Annotated in this window: 16 protein-coding genes, 1 tRNA gene and 1 rRNA gene; 8 read left to right on the plus strand and 10 right to left on the minus strand. The window is 69.3% G+C overall.

What is annotated here, in order from left to right:
* Together B128_RS0107400 and B128_RS0107405 are read left to right on the plus strand one after the other, a co-directional pair.
* Positions 1-1,171: ribosomal RNA gene (locus tag B128_RS0107400) — 16S ribosomal RNA — on the plus strand; the annotation flags it as partial.
* Between the two features lie 95 nt (positions 1,172-1,266).
* Positions 1,267-1,743 (plus strand): NUDIX hydrolase, encoded by a 477-nt coding sequence (locus B128_RS0107405; RefSeq protein ID WP_026175105.1) that lies wholly within the window; start codon positions 1,267-1,269, stop codon positions 1,741-1,743.
* A gap of 7 nt (positions 1,744-1,750) precedes the next feature.
* Here B128_RS0107405 and meaB read toward each other — a convergent pair whose 3' ends face one another.
* Genes meaB through B128_RS0107425 form a run of 4 tightly spaced genes read right to left on the minus strand, consistent with a single transcriptional unit; the run spans position 1,751 to position 5,130 of the window.
* Positions 1,751-2,686, minus strand: coding sequence for a methylmalonyl Co-A mutase-associated GTPase MeaB (gene meaB, locus B128_RS0107410; protein ID WP_018111651.1), 936 nt, complete (start codon positions 2,684-2,686; stop codon positions 1,751-1,753).
* Positions 2,687-2,718: 32 nt separating this feature from the next.
* A complete protein-coding gene (locus B128_RS0107415) occupies positions 2,719-3,093 on the minus strand; it encodes a RidA family protein (protein ID WP_018111652.1) in 375 nt (124 codons plus the stop codon).
* Positions 3,094-3,098: 5 nt separating this feature from the next.
* Positions 3,099-4,916, minus strand: a complete 1,818-nt coding sequence (locus B128_RS0107420) for a protein kinase domain-containing protein (protein WP_018111653.1) — start codon at positions 4,914-4,916, stop codon at positions 3,099-3,101.
* Between the two features lies 1 nt (position 4,917).
* Positions 4,918-5,130: a hypothetical protein gene (locus tag B128_RS0107425; protein ID WP_018111654.1), complete on the minus strand. Its 213-nt coding sequence runs from the start codon at positions 5,128-5,130 to the stop codon at positions 4,918-4,920.
* Between the two features lie 88 nt (positions 5,131-5,218).
* On the opposite strand from B128_RS0107425, the gene murA reads away from it, so the two are divergent.
* Positions 5,219-6,508, plus strand: coding sequence for a UDP-N-acetylglucosamine 1-carboxyvinyltransferase (gene murA / locus B128_RS0107430; RefSeq protein ID WP_018111655.1), 1,290 nt, complete (start codon positions 5,219-5,221; stop codon positions 6,506-6,508).
* Here the strand turns inward: murA and B128_RS0107435 are convergent.
* Positions 6,505-6,951, minus strand: coding sequence for a hypothetical protein (locus tag B128_RS0107435; RefSeq protein ID WP_018111656.1), 447 nt, complete (start codon positions 6,949-6,951; stop codon positions 6,505-6,507). The two genes, murA and B128_RS0107435, sit on opposite strands and share 4 nt — an antisense overlap.
* 90 nt (positions 6,952-7,041) lie before the next feature.
* On the opposite strand from B128_RS0107435, the gene prfB reads away from it, so the two are divergent.
* Positions 7,042-8,140 (plus strand): peptide chain release factor 2 gene (gene prfB, locus B128_RS0107445; protein ID WP_156822405.1). Its coding sequence is split into 2 segments (ribosomal slippage): positions 7,042-7,092 and positions 7,094-8,140, totalling 1,098 coding nucleotides; the frame shifts between segments, so codons are not numbered across the junction.
* Here the strand turns inward: prfB and B128_RS0107450 are convergent.
* Genes B128_RS0107450 through B128_RS0107465 form a run of 4 tightly spaced genes read right to left on the minus strand, consistent with a single transcriptional unit; the run spans position 8,137 to position 10,782 of the window.
* Positions 8,137-8,544 carry an iron chaperone gene (locus B128_RS0107450; protein WP_018111658.1) on the minus strand — a complete coding sequence of 136 codons (408 nt, stop codon included), beginning with the start codon at positions 8,542-8,544 and terminating at the stop codon, positions 8,137-8,139. The genes prfB and B128_RS0107450 overlap by 4 nt on opposite strands.
* Positions 8,544-9,206 (minus strand): phosphate signaling complex protein PhoU, encoded by a 663-nt coding sequence (phoU, locus tag B128_RS0107455; protein ID WP_018111659.1) that lies wholly within the window; start codon positions 9,204-9,206, stop codon positions 8,544-8,546. Before phoU ends, B128_RS0107450 begins: the two co-directional genes overlap by 1 nt.
* Before the next feature lie 14 nt (positions 9,207-9,220).
* Positions 9,221-10,114: a sensor histidine kinase gene (locus B128_RS0107460; protein WP_018111660.1), complete on the minus strand. Its 894-nt coding sequence runs from the start codon at positions 10,112-10,114 to the stop codon at positions 9,221-9,223.
* Positions 10,111-10,782, minus strand: a complete 672-nt coding sequence (locus B128_RS0107465; protein ID WP_018111661.1) for a response regulator transcription factor — start codon at positions 10,780-10,782, stop codon at positions 10,111-10,113. Before B128_RS0107465 ends, B128_RS0107460 begins: the two co-directional genes overlap by 4 nt.
* 90 nt (positions 10,783-10,872) lie before the next feature.
* On the opposite strand from B128_RS0107465, the gene B128_RS0107470 reads away from it, so the two are divergent.
* Positions 10,873-10,947: transfer RNA gene (locus B128_RS0107470), tRNA-Val, on the plus strand.
* 122 nt (positions 10,948-11,069) lie between these two features.
* Positions 11,070-12,554, plus strand: a complete 1,485-nt coding sequence (guaB, locus tag B128_RS0107475; protein ID WP_018111662.1) for an IMP dehydrogenase — start codon at positions 11,070-11,072, stop codon at positions 12,552-12,554.
* Here the strand turns inward: guaB and B128_RS0107480 are convergent.
* On the minus strand, positions 12,551-12,787 hold the full coding sequence (locus B128_RS0107480) for a hypothetical protein (protein ID WP_018111663.1): 237 nt from the start codon (positions 12,785-12,787) through the stop codon (positions 12,551-12,553). The genes guaB and B128_RS0107480 overlap by 4 nt on opposite strands.
* Positions 12,788-12,826: 39 nt before the next feature.
* Between B128_RS0107480 and B128_RS0107485 the strand changes: the two genes are divergently transcribed.
* Both B128_RS0107485 and B128_RS0107490 read left to right on the plus strand, forming a co-directional pair.
* Positions 12,827-13,300 (plus strand): hypothetical protein, encoded by a 474-nt coding sequence (locus tag B128_RS0107485; protein WP_018111664.1) that lies wholly within the window; start codon positions 12,827-12,829, stop codon positions 13,298-13,300.
* A 113-nt stretch (positions 13,301-13,413) separates the two neighbouring features.
* Positions 13,414-17,892 (plus strand): glutamate synthase-related protein, encoded by a 4,479-nt coding sequence (locus tag B128_RS0107490; protein ID WP_018111665.1) that lies wholly within the window; start codon positions 13,414-13,416, stop codon positions 17,890-17,892.
* Positions 17,893-17,897: the final 5 nt, after the last annotated feature.

Genomic DNA, 17,897 nt, shown 5'->3' on the forward strand with positions numbered 1-17,897 from the left:
AGCAGTTAGGAATCTTCCGCAATGGACGGAAGTCTGACGGAGCGACGCCGCTTGGAGGAGGAAGCCCTTCGGGGTGTAAACTCCTGAACTGGGGACGAAAGCCCTGATGAGGGGGATGACGGTACCCAGGTAATAGCNCCGGCCAACTCCGTGCCAGCAGCCGCGGTAATACGGAGGGNGCGAGCGTTACCCGGATTTACTGGGCGTAAAGGGCGTGTAGGCGGTCTGGGGCGTCCCATGTGAAAGACCACGGCTCAACCGTGGGGGAGCGTGGGATACGCTCAGGCTAGACGGCGGGAGGGGGTGGTGGAATTCCCGGAGTAGCGGTGAAATGCGCAGATACCGGGAGGAACGCCGATGGCGAAGGCAGCCACCTGGCTCGTTCGTGACGCTGAGGCGCGAAAGCGTGGGGAGCAAACCGGATTAGATACCCGGGTAGTCCACGCCCTAAACGATGCGCGCTAGGTCTCTGGGGTTTCTGGGGGCCGAAGCCAACGCGTTAAGCGCGCCGCCTGGGGAGTACGGCCGCAAGGCTGAAACTCAAAGGAATTGACGGGGGCCCGCACAAGCGGTGGAGCATGTGGTTTAATTCGAAGCAACGCGAAGAACCTTACCAGGCCTTGACATGCTAGGGAACCTGGGTGAAAGCCTGGGGTGCCCGCGAGGGAGCCCTAGCACAGGTGCTGCATGGCCGTCGTCAGCTCGTGTCGTGAGATGTTGGGTTAAGTCCCGCAACGAGCGCAACCCCTGCCGTTAGTTGCCAGCGGGTGAGGCCGGGCACTCTAACGGGACTGCCTGCGAAAGCAGGAGGAAGGCGGGGACGACGTCTGGTCATCATGGCCCTTACGGCCTGGGCGACACACGTGCTACAATGCCCACTACAGAGCGCTGCGACCCGGTGACGGGGAGCGAATCGCGGAAAGGTGGGCGTAGTTCGGATTGGGGTCTGCAACCCGACCCCATGAAGCCGGAATCGCTAGTAATCGCGGATCAGCCATGCCGCGGTGAATACGTTCCCGGGCCTTGTACACACCGCCCGTCACGCCATGGGAGCGGGTTCTACCCGAAGTCGCCGGGAGCCTTAGGGCAGGCGCCGAGGGTAGGGCTCGTGACTGGGGCGAAGTCGTAACAAGGTAGCTGTACCGGAAGGTGCGGCTGGATCACCTCCTTTCTAAGGAGTCAAAAACCCCTGCGCTCCCCTTTTTAAGGTCCTTTGGGGGCGCCTTCGGGCGCCCTTTTTTATTGCCAGGGGGTGAGCCGGCCAGGGTGCGGAGGAAGCGGCAGGTCCGGACGGCGAGGAAGCGGGTGGTCTCCGCGGGGGGAGTGGTCCTCCGTGGCCCTCTGCCTGAGGTGCTGGTGGTCTCCCTCAAGGGGGGACGGGTGGTGACCCTGCCCAAGGGCCAGGTGGAGTCCGGGGAGCGCTACGCGGAAACAGCGGTGCGGGAGGTGCGGGAGGAGACCGGGGTGGAGGCGGCGGTGCTTTCCCCCTTGGGCAAGGTGCGCTACTACTTCACCGTTCGGGACGGGGAGGAGCCGGTTACGGTCAGCAAGGAGGTCCACTACTTCCTCATGGCCTACCGGGGCGGGGAGCCCAGGCCCCAGCTTTCCGAGGTGGAGGCCGCCTTCTTCCTCCCGGTCAAGGAGGCTTTGGAGCGGCTTTCGTACCCCAACGAGCGGGAGATGCTCCGCAAGGCCCTGGTCCGCTGGCGTCCCCCGGGGGGGAGCCAGGACCCGGGCGCCTAGCCCCGGTTCAATCCCGGAGGAGGCGCAGGGCGGCCTCCTCCGGGGAAAGCTCCCCCCGGGCCACCTGGGCGATCAGGACCTGCCCCTCCTGGGTGCGCCGGCGCCCCCACTCCTGGATGACGCTTTCCACCTCAAAGCGGGCCCGCTCCAGGCGGTGGGCCTCCAGGAGGCCGTGGGCCAGGAGATGCCGGTGATGGGCCTCGAGGCCCTCAAAGAGGGCCTCCACCCCCTCCCCGGTGGCGGCCACCGTGGGGAAGATGGGGGGGCGCCAGCCCCCGGGTCGGGGAGGGGAGAGCTCCAGGGCGCTTTTTAACTCCTGGATGATCCTTTCCCCACCCGGAAGGTCAAACTTGTTCACGGCGAAGAGGTCGGCGATCTCCATGACCCCGGCCTTGAAGGCCTGGACGGCATCCCCTGCCGCCGGGGTGAGGACGAGGAGGGTGGTGTCCGCCACCCGGGCAATGTCCACCTCGCTCTGGCCCACCCCCACGGTCTCCACGAAGATGCGGTCAAAGCCGAAGGCCTCCAGGAGGCTTAGGGCGGCCACCGTGGCCCCGGCCAGACCCCCCAGGGCCCCCCGGGAGGCCATGGAGCGGATGAAGACCCCGGGGTCCTGGTGGTGGCGCATCATGCGGATGCGGTCCCCCAGGATGGCCCCCCCGGTGAAGGGGCTGCTGGGGTCCACGGCCAGGACCCCCACCCGCTCCCCCCGTTTGCGGGCCTCGAGGATGAGCCGGTCGGTGAGGGTGCTCTTGCCCGCCCCCGGGCTTCCCGTGATCCCCACCACCTTGGCCTGGCCCTGGCCCCTAAGGCGCTTGAGGAGTTCCTGGCCCAGGGGGTGGCCCGACTCCACCAGGGTGAGGGCCCGGGCCAGGGCCCGCACGTCCCCTGCCCGGAAGCGGTGGAGGAGCTCGGCCGCCTGGCTTGCCTGCGCTTCCGTCATGCCGCCATTCTACGCTTTTTTGCCAAAGGGCATTATTCCGCCAGGGCGATGCAGGCTACCTCCACCCGCACCCCTCGGGGCAGGGCCTTCACCGCCACCGTGGCCCGGGCCGGGTAGGGGGGCTGGAAGTAGCGGGCGTAGATCTCGTTGAAGGCGGGAAAGTCCTCCATGTCCGCCAGGAAGCAGGTGGTCTGGACCACCTTGGCCAGACTGGAGCCCGCGGCCTCCAGGATGGCCTTGAGGTTCTCCATCACCCGCTCGGTCTGGGCACGGATGTCCCCCTCCACCAGCGTGCCCTCAGGGGTTAAGGGAATCTGCCCGGAGACGAAGAGGAGCCCTTGGGCCCGCACCGCCTGGGAATAGGGGCCGATGGCCTGGGGGGCTTTGGGGGTGCGCACCGCTTCCATGGCCCTCATCCTACGCCAAAGCGGTAAAGCCGCCCGTGGAGGTTGACCACCAGCACCTCCTGGGGCAGGGGCAGGGGGGGGACCTGCACCGCCCCTAGGCCTGTGGCCTCAAAGGCCACCTGGCCCCGGCGGTCCACCGCCAGGAAGCGGCCTTCCTCCGTGGCCAGGTAGACATGCCCTCCGGCGTAGGAGAGTCCTGCGGTTACCCGGCCCACCTCCAGGCTCCACACTTCCTCCCCCGTGGCCTGGTCCAGGGCCCTGAGGATCCCGTCCCAGGCGGCCACGTAGACCCTTTCCTCGTCCAGGGCCATTCCGCCCCAGGCCTCCCCTTCCAGGGCCACGTTCCACAGGGTCTCCCGGCTCAGGGGGTCAAAGGCGTAGACCTCCCCCTCCCAGGTGGGGATGAAGAGGAGCCCCTTGTGGGCGGCCACCGGGGCGTGGATGGGGCCCGTCTTTACCTTGTAGCGCAGGGCTCCCGTGCCCGGGTCCAGGGCGTAGAGCCAGCCGTCCTCCGACCCCAGGAGGAGGAGGCCCCGGTAGAAGGTGGGGGTGGCCGAGAGGTGCCCCCCGGCCTGGAAGCGGAAGAGGAGGCGGTCCTTCTCGTAGGCGTAGAGGGCCCCGTCCCGGCTGGCCACGTAGACCCTTGGCCCCAGCACCAGGGGGGCGGCGGTGATCTCCGCCCCCGTCTCCGCGCTCCACTCCAGGAGGTGCCCGCGCAGGCGCCGTACCTTCCCGTCCCAGCACCCCACGTACACCCCGCCCCTCACCACCGGGGGGGCGGTGACCTCCTCAGGCAGGGTCTCCCGGCGCACCTCCCCCGTGAGGAGGTCCACCTCCACCAAGCCCCGCCCCACGCCCAGGTAGACCCGGCCCCCGGCGAAGGCCATCTCCCCCGGCCAGGGGGCATCGCCCCCCAGGTCCAGCCGGCCCTTGAGGGTGAGCCGCCGGGGGTCGGGGGCATAGGGGTAGTGGCCGCTGCGGCTGGCCCCCGCCCGCGGGGTGGCCAGGCGCAGGGCCTGGAAGTCCTGGAGGACGCTTTTGAAGAGGCTAGGGTGGGAGGGCCGCTCCTCGGGGTGCTTGGCCAGGAGGGCTAAGACCGCTTCCCCCACCCCCTTGGGCACGGCGGGGTTCAGGGCCTCCGGGGGCTTGGGGGGTTCGTAGACGTGCTGGAAGAGCACGGCCTGGTCGTTCTCCCCTTCAAAGGGGGGCTTGCCGGTCAGGGTGCGGTAGAGGACCGCCCCCAGGCTGTAGAGGTCGGCCTTGGGGGTGAGGGGCAGGCCCTTGGCCTGCTCGGGGGCCATGTAGGCGGGGGTGCCCAGGGTGTAGCCGGTGCGGGTGAGGTGGCGGCTTTCCTGCAGGAGGTAGGCCAGGCCGAAGTCCATTACCTTGGGGTGGCCCTCCCGGGTGAGGAGGATGTTCTTGGGGGTAAGGTCCCGGTGGAGGATGCCCTGGGCGTGGAGGTGGGCCAGGGCCTCCATCACCTGGGCCGCGGCCTCCAGGATGCGGTCCCCCTCGGGGCCTTCCTCAAAGGGGCCCAGGCGGTCAAAGGTGCCCCCCTCCACCAGCTCCATGACGAAGTAGGGCCGGCCCTCCTCCTCCCCCAGGTCCAGCACCTGGACGATACCCGGGTGGAAGAGGCGGGAAAGGGCCCGCACCTCCAGGAAAAACCGCTCCCTTTCCGGGGGCAGGGCCCGGGGGTGGAGGAGCTTCACCGCCACCCTGCGCCCAAGCCGCTCGTCCACCGCTCGGTAGACCTCAGCCATGCCCCCGGAGCCCAGGGGGGCCTCGAGGCGGTACCGCCCGGCCAGGACCACGCCGGTCATTCTATTCTTCCGGCTCCAGTTGCTTCAGGAGTTCGGCCAGGTCCTTCTTCCCCTCCTGCAACTCCTGCACAATCTTGGCGATGGCCAGGCGCACCACCTCCGACTTGGAGACCAGCCGCTCGGGGCTGGAGAGCTCGTAGGCCGCCCGGGTGAGGAGGGCGTCCTGCTCCTCGGAGATGACCACCTGCAGCCGCTTCTTCTCCTTCTTGGGCATACCGCTCCTTGGGGATCAGTGTAGCAAAGGGCGCATGGCCTTGACAATGTGAACCAGCCTGTATATCCTCACCTTGAGTAAGGTGTGTATGATGCTCACGGATACGGGGCGGCGCATTCTGCGGATTGAAGGGGGTACGCCCCTTTCCGGCGAGCTCCGGGTTTACCCGGCCAAGAACGCCGCCCTGCCCATCCTGGCGGCCAGCCTCCTCACCGCCGAGCCCATCACCCTCCTCGAGGTTCCCCGGCTTCGGGACGTGGAGGTGATGCTGGAGCTTCTGGCCCACCTGGGCACCCGCTACCAGTGGGAGGGACGCACCCTCCACCTCCACACCCCGGAGATCCGGAGCACCCATGCCCCCTACGAGCTGGTGGGGCAGATGCGGGCCAGCTTCATCGTCTGGGGGGCCCTGCTGGCCCGGGTGGGGGAGGGGCGGATCTCCCTGCCCGGGGGGTGCGCCTTCGGGGCCCGCCCCGTGGACCAGCACGTGAAGGCCCTTAAGGCCCTGGGGGCCGAGGTGGTGGAGGAGGAGGGGAGCTTTTACGCCCGCCGGGTCCGCCCCCTTTCCGGGCGGGTGGTCTTTGACCTACCCACCGTGGGGGGAACGGAGCAGGCCATGCTGGCCGTGGCCTTGGGGGGCGAGGCCACCTTGGTCCAGGCGGCCATGGAGCCTGAGGTGGAGGACCTCGGCCGCTTCTTGGCCATGCTGGGGGTGGAGGTGCGGGGCCTGGGTAGCGCCATCCTCCACGTGCGGGGGGCGAGGCGCCTGGGGGGCGGCACCTACCGCATCATCCCTGACCGGATTGAAGCGGGCACCTACCTCTTGGCGGCCGCTGCCACCCGGGGCTCCCTCACCCTCACCGGGGTCCGCCCCGACCACCTGGACGCCCTCTTGGACAAGCTTCACCAGGCGGGGCACCGCCTGGAGGTGGGGGCCGACTGGGTGCGCCTGGCGGCCACCCCCCAGCCCCAGCCCTTCCATGTGGAGGCCCGGGAATACCCCGGCTTCCCCACGGACCTCCAGCCCATCGTCACCGCCTACCTGGCCACGGTGCCCGGTCAGAGCGCCATCGTGGACCGGGTCTACCCCGACCGCTTCACCCACGTGGGGGAGCTGGCCCGCATGGGGGCAGAGCTCTACCTGCGGGACCGCACCCTCCTGGTGAACGGCAAGCGCCTGCACGGGGCCCAGGTGAAGGCCCTGGACATCCGCGCGGGCGGAGGGCTGGTGGTGGCCGCCCTGGCCGCGGAAGGGGTCTCGGAGATCGAAGGGGTGTACTTCCTGGAACGGGGCTACGAGGACCTCGAGGCCCGCCTCCAGGCCCTTGGGGCCCGGGTGGGCCTGGAAGAGGCGTCCTTGGCCCTGGCGGCGGATTAGCCGAAGAGGCGCAGGGCCTCGGGGAAGCGGAAGACGAGGCGGTTACGGTCCAGCTCGGGGCTGTAGGCGCTTTCCACGTACCCTGCCAGGCGGAGGGCCTCCAGCACCTCCCGGGCCACAGCCCGGTCCCCCTCCAGGCGAGCCGCAAGGAAGAGGACCGCTTCCTCCTCTTCATCCCCCTCTCCCACGAACTCCCGGTACTCCTGGTCCAGGGCCCGCATTAGGCCCCGCAGGTCCAGGGGTTTGGAGGTGAAGACCCAGCGGTTTTGCGCTCCCGGCAGGAAATGGGCGTAGCCCTGCGCCTCCAGGGCCTCGGCGAGCCGCACGGCCTCGGGATGGCCGTAGCCCCTTTGCATGAGGAGGGTGACCAGTTCCTCGCGTTCCCCCACCAGCCCCTGGGGGTGCTGCACGCGGAGCTCGTGGGCCAGGTCCTTCAGGTCCATACGCCACCTCCTTAACTATCATAAAATCTGCTTCCATCCATGTCAAATGGCCTTGAGACATCGGTGAAGGCCCGCTATACTGGGAAAGGTATGGACCTGGACCTGCTCGTGAAGCGCCTGGACAGCCTCCGGGGGTATCTTTGACATCCCCGGTAAGGAAGCCCGTTTAGCCGAACTGGAAAAGCGCTTGGAAGACCCCGCCCTCTGGCAGAACCCCGAGGAGGCCCGCAGGGTGAGCCAGGAGGCGGCCCGCCTAAGGCGGAGCGTGGACACCTTCCGCTCCCTGGAGGGGGACCTCCAGGGCCTCCTGGAGCTTTGGCAGGAGTTCCCTGCCGAGGAACGCGAGGCCCTTAGGCCCGAGCTGGAGGAGGCCAGCCGGCGGCTGGAGGACCTCTACCACGAGACCCTCCTCTCCTTCCCCCACGCGGAGAAGAACGCCATCCTCACCATCCAGCCCGGGGCCGGGGGCACGGAGGCCTGCGACTGGGCGGAGATGCTCTTGCGCATGTACACCCGCTTCGCCGAGCGCCAGGGCTTCCAGGTGGAGGTGGTGGACCTGACCCCTGGAGCCGAGGCGGGGATTGACTACGCCCAGGTGATCGTCCGGGGGGAGAACGCCTATGGCCTCCTTTCCCCGGAGGCCGGGGTGCACCGCCTGGTGCGCCCCTCCCCCTTTGACGCCTCCGGCCGCCGCCACACCTCCTTCGCCGGGGTGGAGGTGATGCCCGAGGTGGACGACACCGTGGAGGTGGTGATCCGCCCCGAGGAGCTCCGCATTGACGTCTTCCGCTCCCAGGGGCACGGGGGCCAGGGGGTGAACACCACGGACAGCGCGGTGCGCATCGTCCACCTGCCCACGGGCATCACCGTTACCTGCCAGACCACCCGCAGCCAGATCAAGAACAAGGAGCTGGCCATGAAGGTGCTCCGCTCCCGGCTTTACGAGCTGGAGTGGCGGAAGAAGCAGGAGGAGCTCCGCAAGCTCCGGGGCGAGGTGCGGCCCATTGAGTGGGGAAGCCAGATCCGCAGCTACGTGCTGGACAAGCAGTATGTGAAGGACCACCGCACGGGCCTCATGCGCTTTGACCCCCAGAACGTCCTGGACGGGGACCTCCTGGACCTCATCTGGGCCGGCCTGGAGTGGAAAGCGGGCCGCCGGCAGGCGATGGAGGAGGTGGAGGCCGACTAGGCCTTGCCCAGGGCCCGGCGGAGAAGCCCCCTTAGGGCCTCCTCCTCCTCCGGGCCCAGGTTCTTCAAGGCGAAGGCCACCGGCCACATCTCCCCCTGGTCCAGGCGGGCCTGGTCGGTGAAGCCGAAGGTGGCGTAGCGGGTCTTGAACTTGTGGGCGGGCTGGAGGAAGCAGAGGACCTGGCCCTCCCGGGCATAGGCCGGCATGCCGTACCAGAGCCGGGGGGTGAGCTCCGGGGCCTCCTGGCGGATAAGGGCGTGGAGGCCAAGGGCCAGGGCACGCTCCGGCTCGGGCCACCCCGCCACCTGGTCCAGCACCGCCTTTTCCCCCTGGGCCTCCTTCTCCTCCTGGATGCGGGCCTTCAGGGCCTTCCGCTCCTCGGGGGTTAGGCCCTTCCTTCCCATCAGTAGACGTCCTCGGGGGCCTTGTAGACCTCCCCGGTCAGCCAGTAGATGACCCGTTCGGCCACGTTTTCCAGGTGGTCCCCCAGGCGTTCGTAGCTCCGGGCCACCCGCATCAGGGTCAGGGCCTTGGTGAGGGTGCGGGCGTCCTCCATCATGTAGGTGATGAGCTCCCGGGTGATCTCCTCGTAGAGGCCGTCCACCTGGTCGTCCAGCTCCAGCACCCTGCGGGCCAGGCTGGCGTCCCGCTCGGCCACGGCCTTGGCCAGGACGTCCATCATCTCCAGAAGCTTCTTGCCCATCTCGGGCAGGGTGACGTAGCGCTTCAGGGGGGGTTCCTTGCTGAGCAAAAGGGCGTCCTCCGCCACGTGCATGGCGTAGTCCCCCGCCCGCTCCAGGTCGGTGAGGGCCTTGATGACGGTGAAGATGAGGCGGAGGTCGGAGGCCACCGGCTGGTGGCGGGCGATGAGGGTGATGGCCTGGTTTTCAATCTTCAGCTCCAGGGCGTCCACCTCTTTGTCGGTGGCGATGACCCCTTCCGCCTTGGCCCCATTGGCCTCCACCAGGGCTTCTGTGGCCTCCTGGGTCATCTGCCGCACCAGGGAGAGCATCCTCAGGCTTTCCTCCACCAGCTCGTTCAGGGCTTTGTCCAGGGCTTCGCGCATGCTGCCTCCTTGCTCTAGTGTAGGGGAAGGAGGACGCCAAAGACGTTTTCCCCCCCTTCCCGGCGGGCGTAGGCCTCCCCCCCCTGGCCGCGGGCCAGGCGGCGGACCAGGTAGAGGCCAAGCCCCTGCCCCGTGCCCCCCTGGAAGCCGCGGTGGCGGGGGAGGAAGAGGCGCTCGTAGTCGGGGAGCGCCTCCCCGTGGTCGCGCACCTCCAGGTGGAGGAACCCCCCCTCCTGGCGGGAGACCAGGCGGATGGGGTCCTGGCCGTACTTGAGGGCGTTGTCCAGGAGGTTGAGGAGGATCTGGAAAAGGGCCTCGGGGTTGGCCAAGACGGTGTGGGGGAGTTCTACGTGCACCTGGCGCCCCGCCAGGCGTTCCTCCAGAAGCCGGGCCAGGCGGGGCCAGAGCTCGGCCAGGACCACGGGCCGCTTGGGGCCGGGTTCGCTGAAGGAGAGGTCCCGCACCAGGCGGATGAGGCGGGCCACCTCCCCCTTGAGGAGGTCCAGGACCTCCTTTTCCTGGGGTGTCCGGGGGGTGAGGGCCTCCAGCAGGGGGCCCATGCCCGCCAGGGGGGTGCGGAGCTCGTGGGCCAGGACCTGGGTGGCCTCCTCCAGGGCCTGGAGGCGCTTTTGCCCCTCGGTCTCGTCCAGGAGGTAGAGCCGCCCGGGCAGGGCCCTGGCCCGGAGGAGGCGCCCCCTGACCTCCAGGAGCCGCTCCCCCCCGTGGAGGGCCAAGGCCTCGAGGCGGTGGTCCCGCAGGGCCAGGAGGAGGGGGCGGCCCACCACCTTCTCCCGGGCCACCTCCAGGAGTTCCGCCGCCCTTCGGTTCAGGTAGAGCACGTGGCGGTCCTGGTGGAGCAAAAACCCCTCCAGGGCCTCCTCCCAGGCCTCGGCCAGGAGCTCCCTCACCCTTCCCCCCGGAAGCGGTAGCCCAGGCCCCGGACCGTTTCCAGGAAGCGCGGGGCCCTGGGGTCCTCGCCCAGCTTCTCCCGTAGCTGGAGGATGTGCTGGTCCACGGTCCTGGGGGTGCCCAGGTAGTCCTGGCCCCACACCGCCTCCAGAAGGGCCTCCCGGGAGTAGACCCGGCCGGGCCGCTGGGCCAGGAAGGCCAGAAGCTCAAACTCCCGCCGGGTGAGGGGGAGGGGCCGGCCCTCCAGGCTGGCCTCCATGCGCTCCAGGTCCAGGAGGAGGGGGCCTCTTTTGAGGAGCTTGCGCCGGCCCGTGCGGCGCAGGAGGGCCTCGAGGCGGGCCAGGAGTTCCTCGGTGGCGAAGGGCTTCACCAGGTAGTCGTCCGCCCCCTCCCGCAGGCCCTCCACCCGGTCCCGCACCTCGGCCCGGGCGGTGAGCATGAGCACCGGCAGGTCGGGGTAGGGTCCCTGGCGCATGCGCTCCAGGAGCCGGATGCCGGGCTCGTCGGGGAGCATCCAGTCCAGCAGCACCGCCTCCGCCTCCTTTAGGAGGGGCCAGGCGGCCTCGGCCGTGGGGGCCTCGAGGACCCGGTGCCCGGCCCGTTCCAGGGCCAGGCGCACCCCCAGGCGTACCGCGGGTTCGTCCTCCACCAGGAGCACCGTGGCCACGCCCTAAGTCTAGCCCCGCCCGTGTCAGGGGAAGGTCAAGGCCCTTGCTTGACAGGCCTCGCCGCCCCGTGCTACCCTTCGTAAGGCCGGGGGCGGCTAGCTCAGCGGAAGAGCGCTCGCCTCACACGCGAGAGGTCGTAGGTTCAAGTCCTACGCCGCCCACCACAAAGGGCAAAACCCCGGGTAGGCGCCCGGGGTTTTCTTTTTGCCCCCGGGGGGTTTCCTTGGCACCAGAATGCCCCTTTCCCCCTGGACCGAAGACCCCGGGACCGTATACCCTGGGGAACATGTACGAGGGGAAGATCCTCTACGAGGGCCTCACCTTTGACGACGTGCTCCTCCTACCTGGGTACTCCGAGGTGCTGCCCCGGGAAGTTTCCGTGAGGACCAGGCTCACCAAAAGGCTTTGGCTCAACATCCCCATCCTCTCCGCGGCCATGGACACCGTGACCGAGGCGGAGATGGCCATCGCCATGGCCCGGGAGGGGGGGCTTGGGGTCATCCACAAGAACCTGAGCGTGGAGGCCCAGGCGGCCATGGTGCGCCGGGTGAAGCGCTCCGAGGCGGGCATGGTCCAAGACCCCGTCACCCTGCCCCCCACGGCCACCCTGGAGGACGCCGAGCGCCTCCTGCGGGAGTACCGCATCGGGGGGCTTCCGGTGGTGGACCTCTACGGGCGGCTTCTGGGCCTGGTCACCAACCGCGACCTGCGCTTTGAGCGGGACCTGAGGCGGCCCGTCACCGAGGTCATGACCCCCCGGGAGCGCCTCATCACCGCTCCCCCGGGCACCACCTTAGAGGAGGCGGAGGAGATCCTGAGGCGGCACAAGGTGGAGAAGCTCCCCCTGGTGGACGAGGAGGGGCGGCTTCGCGGGCTTCTCACCCTGAAGGACATCGTGAAGCGCAAGCAGTACCCCAACGCGGCCAAGGACGCCATGGGCCGGCTTCTGGTGGGGGCGGCGGTGGGGGCCAGCAAGGACCTCCCCGAGCGGGCCGAGGCCCTGGTGGAAGCGGGGGTGGACGTTTTGGTGCTGGACTCGGCCCACGGCCATTCCAAGGGGATCCTCGAGGCCCTCTCCTACCTCAAGGAGCGCTTCGGGGACAGGGTGGAGGTCATCGCCGGGAACGTGGCCACCCGGGAGGGGGCCAGGGCCCTGGCCGAGCGCGGGGCGGACGCGGTGAAGGTGGGCATTGGCCCCGGCTCCATCTGCACCACCCGGGTGGTGACCGGGGTGGGGGTGCCCCAGATCTCCGCCATCCTCGAGGCCGTGGCCGGGGTGGCCGGCCTGGACGTGCCCATCATCGCCGACGGGGGTATCAAGTACACGGGGGATGTGGCCAAGGCCCTGGCCGCCGGGGCCCACACGGTGATGCTGGGGAGCATGCTGGCGGGCACGGATGAAGCCCCGGGGGAGGAGGTCCTCAAGGACGGGCGCCGCTACAAGCTCTACCGGGGGATGGGCTCCCTGGGGGCCATGAAGCAGGGCTCGGCCGACCGCTACTTCCAGGACCCGGGCCGGGGCGGCGAGACCGAGGCCAAGAAGCTGGTGCCCGAGGGCATAGAGGGCATGGTGCCCTACAAGGGCCCGGTGGCCGACGTCCTCTACCAGATTGTGGGAGGCCTGCGGAGCGCCATGGGCTACGTGGGGGCCCCCGACATTGAGACCTTCCGCCAGAAGGCCCGCTTCGTGCGCATGACCATGGCCGGCCTCATTGAAAGCCACCCCCACGACGTGGTAGTCATCAAGGAGGCCCCCAACTACTCCCGTTAGGAGGCGTCCCCGAAGAGCTTTTCAAAGGCCTCCGCGCCTCCTTTTTTGCGGGCCAGGCGGTAGGTGCCCTCCTTCTCCTCCAGCCTTCCCTCCTGCACCAGGGCCTTTAGGGTGTCCTCCAGCTCCTTTTTGGCGAAGGGCTCCCCCTCCTCGTCCAGGTAGCGCTGGATCTCCTTGAGGCTGGCGAAGCGGAGGGCCTCCACGGCCTTAAGCACCCAGGCCTTGCGGTCCATGGCACCATCCTACCCGCTGGGGCGTGGCAAGCTCTCCTTGTGGACCCCTACCGGGAGTATCAGGACTACGTGGTGGCCTCGAGGCTCCTGGTGGCCCTGGGGCTTTCCCGAGAGATCCTCTCCCTGGGCCAGTACGCCCGCCTGCGCCTCAAGCGGCTGGAGCTCGCCCGCCGGGTGGCCCGGGAAGGGGCATGGCAGGCCCTGGAGAGCCTGGACCAGCGCCTGCGCTACGGTTTCTGGACCAACCCCCTGCGGCTCAGGGACTTCCTCAAGCGGGCCAAGGACGCCCCCTACCTGGCCTCCCCCCTGGCCTTTGAGGCCCTCCTCTTCCCCGAGGAGCGGGCCCGCCTGCGGTATCCCGGGCAGGCGGGGGAGTACTACCTGGGCTGGTTGCGCCTCCCCCAGCTCCTCATGGATCCCCAGGCCTTTGAGGAGGCCCTTAGGGAACAGGAACGGCGCGGGGAGGCCCTGCCGCTTTTTCTGGATGTTTTTCATAAAAACCCTGAGGGATAAGTGCCTTCTTTCCCAAGCGCCTTGACCCTCCCGGGAGGGGCGTGTATAATCCGGGGAACGACGCGCATATCTTTGCCTACACCCGAACCCCTTGCCCAAGAAGGAGCCCCAAGATGACCTGGAAGGAAGCCTACCCGGATATCCCCCTAGGCCAGGACGCCTGTGGCATCATCGCCATGGCGGAGAAGAGCGGCAAGCCCTCCCACCGCATCGTGCGGCGTACCCTGGAGAGCCTCTACCGCATGGCCCACCGAGCGGGGGCCATCCGGGGAGAGGGCGATGGCACGGGCATCCAGACCGACATCCCCCGGGAGCTTTGGGCCCACTTTCTGGAGGCGGCGGGCCTCGAGCCCGAGCTGGCCTTCAACCCCCGCTTCTTCGTGGGCCACTTCTTCCTGCCCAAAAGCGCGGAGGACCGGGTGGAGGAGTTTTACGCCCTCCTCAAGCAGGAGGGCCAGGCCCTGGGGGTAAGGCCGGTCCTCTTCCGCCGGGGCGAGGTGGTGAACGAGGTCTTGGGCCCGGTGGGGCGGCGCACCGAGCCCCTTTTCCTCCAGGTGGCGGGGCTTTCCCCGGATGGGGATGGGCCCCTCTGGGAGCTTGGCCTCAGGCTGGAGGCCCAGTTCCCCGTCCACGTGGTCTCCCTCTCCACCTACAGCGTGGTCTACAAGGTGCGGGGGGCGGCAGAGCTTTTGAAGCGCTACTACCCCGAGCTCTCCCGCCCGGAGTTCAAGAGCACCATCGCCCTGGGGCACAACCGCTACTCCACCAACACCCTCTCCACCTTTGAGCAGGTGCAGCCCTTTGGCCTTCTGGGCCACAACGGGGAGATCAACACCATTGAGCGCCTGCGGCGGGAGCTGGACTACCTGGGCATCCCCCGCACCGGGGGGTCGGACTCCCAGGACCTCAACCGCATGCTGGAGGGGCTCATCTACCGCTACGGCCTCACCCTGCCCGAGGCCATGGACCTGGTCTTCCCCCCCATCCTGGGGGAGATCAAGGGCCTGCCCCCCGAGCTTCAGGACCTCTACATGGCCCTGCGCCAGCGCTTTGGCCCCCTGGCCCAGGGGCCTGCGGCCATCGTGAGCCGCCACCGGGACGAGGCCGTCTTCGCCACCGACGCCATGGGCCTGCGCCCCCTCTGGCAGTTTGAGACCCCCTACGAGATCGTCTTCTCCTCCGAGCGGGGGGTGTTCAGCGCCGAGGAGTTTGTGAGCGAGCCCAAGCCCCTGGCCCCGGGGGAGAAGGTCTACTTGCGCCTGACCCCGGAAGGGGCCAAGGTCCTGCCCTTTGACCGCCACCAGCGCCTGGTGCTGGAGCGCCTGGCCGCCCGCACCCCGGTGGAGGGGTACCGGGTGCACCTGGCGGGGCCCCTTCGCCAGGCCCCGCCCCCCGTGGCCGGGGGGAGCGAGGCCCAGGTGGAGGAGCGCCCCGCCCCGCCCCCCCTGGGTCTGGAGCGGGCCTACGGCTGGGACCGCTGGGACGCCGCCTACCTGGAGGCCCTGGCCAAGACCGGCAACGAGCCCATCGGCTCCCTGGGCTACGACGGCCCCCTGGCGGCCCTGAACCCGGAGAAGCCCAACCTGGCGGAGTTCTTCAAGGAGACGGTGGCGGTGGTGACCAACCCCGCCATTGACCGGGAGCGGGAGATTGAGCACTTCTCCACCCGCACCCTCCTGGGCCGCCGCCCCTTGCCCGACGGCCGGGGCGGGGGCAGGGTGGAGGAGCTCCTCCTGCCCATCGTGCTGGAGACGGACCCGGGGCTGGCGGAGGCCTTTGGCACCCTGACCCTGGAGGAGGTGAGGGCCCGCTTCCGCACCCACACCCTGGTGCCCCAGTTCACGGTGGAAGAGGGGCTTTTGGCAGGGCTCAAGCGCCTGGAGGCCGAGGCGGTGCGGGCGGTGGCCGAGGGGGCGGAGGTCCTCATCCTCTCCGACCGCGAGGCCTTCCAGGGGGGCATCTGGATTGACATCGGCCTGGCGGTGGCCGCGGTGAACCGGGCCCTCCTGCAAAAGGACGCCGAGGGGGTGGCCCTCAGGCGGCGCACCTCCTTACTGGTCCACTCTGGGGGGGTGCGCAACCTCCACGATGTGGCCTTCCTCCTGGGCCTGGGGGCGGAGGCGGTGGCCCCCTGGCTTCTGGAGGAGAAGGCCCGGGCCCTGGAGGGGAGGAAGGGGGTGGCCAACGCCCTCGAGGCCCTGCGCAAGGGCCTGGAGAAGGTCATCTCCACCATGGGCATCCACGAGCTCAGGGGCTACGGGCGCATCTTCAGCGCCATCGGCCTCAAGCCCGAGCTGGCCGAATACTTCGGCACCCGCAACTTCCTGGGCTCCGAGGCGGCGGGCTACGGCTTCTTGGAGCTGGAGCGCACCCTCCTGGAGCGGGAGGGCTTTTTGAGGGCGGAAAAGGTCCTGCCCGCCAAGGACTTCCGCTTCAACCCCAGGATTTACAAGGCGGCCCAGGAGGTGGCCAGCGGCCAGGCCCCCTACAGTCACTTCCAGGAGAAGGTGCGCTCCCTGGAGCGGGAAAGCCCGGTGGCGGCCCGGCAGCTTTTGGAGGTGCGCTTCCCCGAACGGAGCGAGGTGGCCCCCGAGGAGGTGGACCTCTCCGTGGGCGGCCACTCCCTGCCCTTCCTCATCAGCGCCATGAGCTTCGGCTCCCAGGGGGAGGCCTCCTTCCGCGCCTATGTGGAGGCGGCCAGGCGCCTCAACATGCTCTGCGTGAACGGAGAGGGCGGGGAGATCCCCGACCTCCTGGGCAAGTACACCCACTGGCGGGGCCAGCAGGTGGCCTCGGGCCGCTTCGGCGTCCACGCCTACATGCTCAACGCCGCCAGCGTCATTGAGATCAAGATCGGCCAGGGGGCCAAGCCCGGGGAGGGAGGGCACCTGCCGGGGAAGAAGGTGAGCCCCAAGGTGGCCGCCGCCCGCAACGCCGTCCCCGGGGTGGACCTCATCAGCCCCTCCAACAACCACGACCTCTACTCCATTGAGGACCTGGCCCAGCTCATTGAGGAGCTGAAGACGGTGAACCCCAAGGCCCTGGTCTCGGTGAAGGTGCCGGTCATTCCGGGGATCGGCACCATCGCCGTGGGCATCGCCAAGGCCGGGGCCGACGTCATCACCCTTTCGGGCTTTGAGGGGGGCACGGGAGCGGCCAGGCTCCACGCCCTCAAGTACGCGGGCCTGCCCGTGGAGATCGGGGTGCGCCGGGCCCACCGGGCCCTGGTGCGGGCGGGCCTGCGGGATAGGGTGGAGCTCTGGGCCGACGGGGGCCTCAAGACCGCCTACGATGTGCTGCGCATGGTCCTCCTGGGGGCCGACCGGGTGGGCATGGCCACCATGGCCATGGTGGCCATCGGCTGCACCATCTGCCGCGGTTGCCAGCTGGACACCTGCCACGTGGGCATCACCACCCAGATTGAGACGGTGGAGGAGGCCCTGGCCCACGGCCTCAAGCGCTTCGTCCCCCAGGACCTGGAGCGGGCGGTGGAGCACCTCACCCGCTTCTTTGAGGCCAAGGCCGAGGCCCTGCGGGAGCTGGTGGCCGCGTTGGGGGCCCGCTCCTTGCGGGAGCTCAGGGGCCGTGCGGACCTCCTCTACCAGCGGGACCACCTGGAGGAACTGGACCTCAGCTACTTCTTCCAGCCCGTGGAGGAGCCCGAGTGGCTCAAGGATACCTCGGCCCACGTGCTCAGGAAGCCCCTGAACCAGCTCACCCGCACCATCACCGAGGTGGTCATGGGGGCCTACGCCGAGGGCGGGCGGAGGCTGGTCTTCCAGGAGGGGCCGGTGAACTCCACCGACCGGGCCCTGGGGGCCCACCTGGCGGGGGAGATTGCCCGGAGGCGGCTTTACGGCAAGGGCTTTGATGCGGAGGTGGAGCTCCGCTTTGACGCGGGGAGCATCGCCGGCAACGGCCTTGCCGCCTTCAACGTGGACGGGATGCGGGTGGTGGTGGAGGGCGGGGCCCAGGACGGGGTGGCCAAGAGCGCCTTCGGCGGCCTGGTGGCGGTGCTCAAGGGCAAGAACCCCTACGGGGCCTACGTGGACGGCTCCGTGGGCAAGAGCTTCGCCTACGGGGCCATCGGCGGCCTCCTCATCGTGGAGGGCATGGCGGACAGCCGCTTCTGCATCCGGCTTTCCGGGGCCGACGTGATCCTGGGCGGGGAGCCCGACCGGCCCCTGCGGGACGACCTGGGCAACCTGGCGGCCCGGGCCCAGGCCAAGGGCTTCGCCTTTGAGTACATGACCCGGGGCCGGGCCCTGGTCCTGGGGGACCCCGGGCCCTGGATCTGCTCCGGTATGACCGGGGGGCGGGTCTACCTGCGCCACTGGCCGGAGATGGGCCTCACCGAGGAGGCCATGCGGCGCCGCCTGGCCAAGGGGGCCAAGGTGGCCGTGCGCCCCCTGGACCGGAGGGGGGTGGAGGACGTGCGGGAGCTCCTTTCCGCCTACCTGCGGGTCCTTAAGGAGGCCAAGCGGGAGGAGAAGGCCAGGCGCCTCGAGGCCCTCCTGGAGGACCCCGCCCTTCACTTCCGCATGGTGGAACCCGTGAACCAGCAGGTGGAGCAGGGGGTGAGCACGGAGTAGCCATC

The organism is Thermus igniterrae ATCC 700962 (assembly GCF_000376265.1).
In the GTDB taxonomy this organism is placed as follows: domain Bacteria; phylum Deinococcota; class Deinococci; order Deinococcales; family Thermaceae; genus Thermus; species Thermus igniterrae.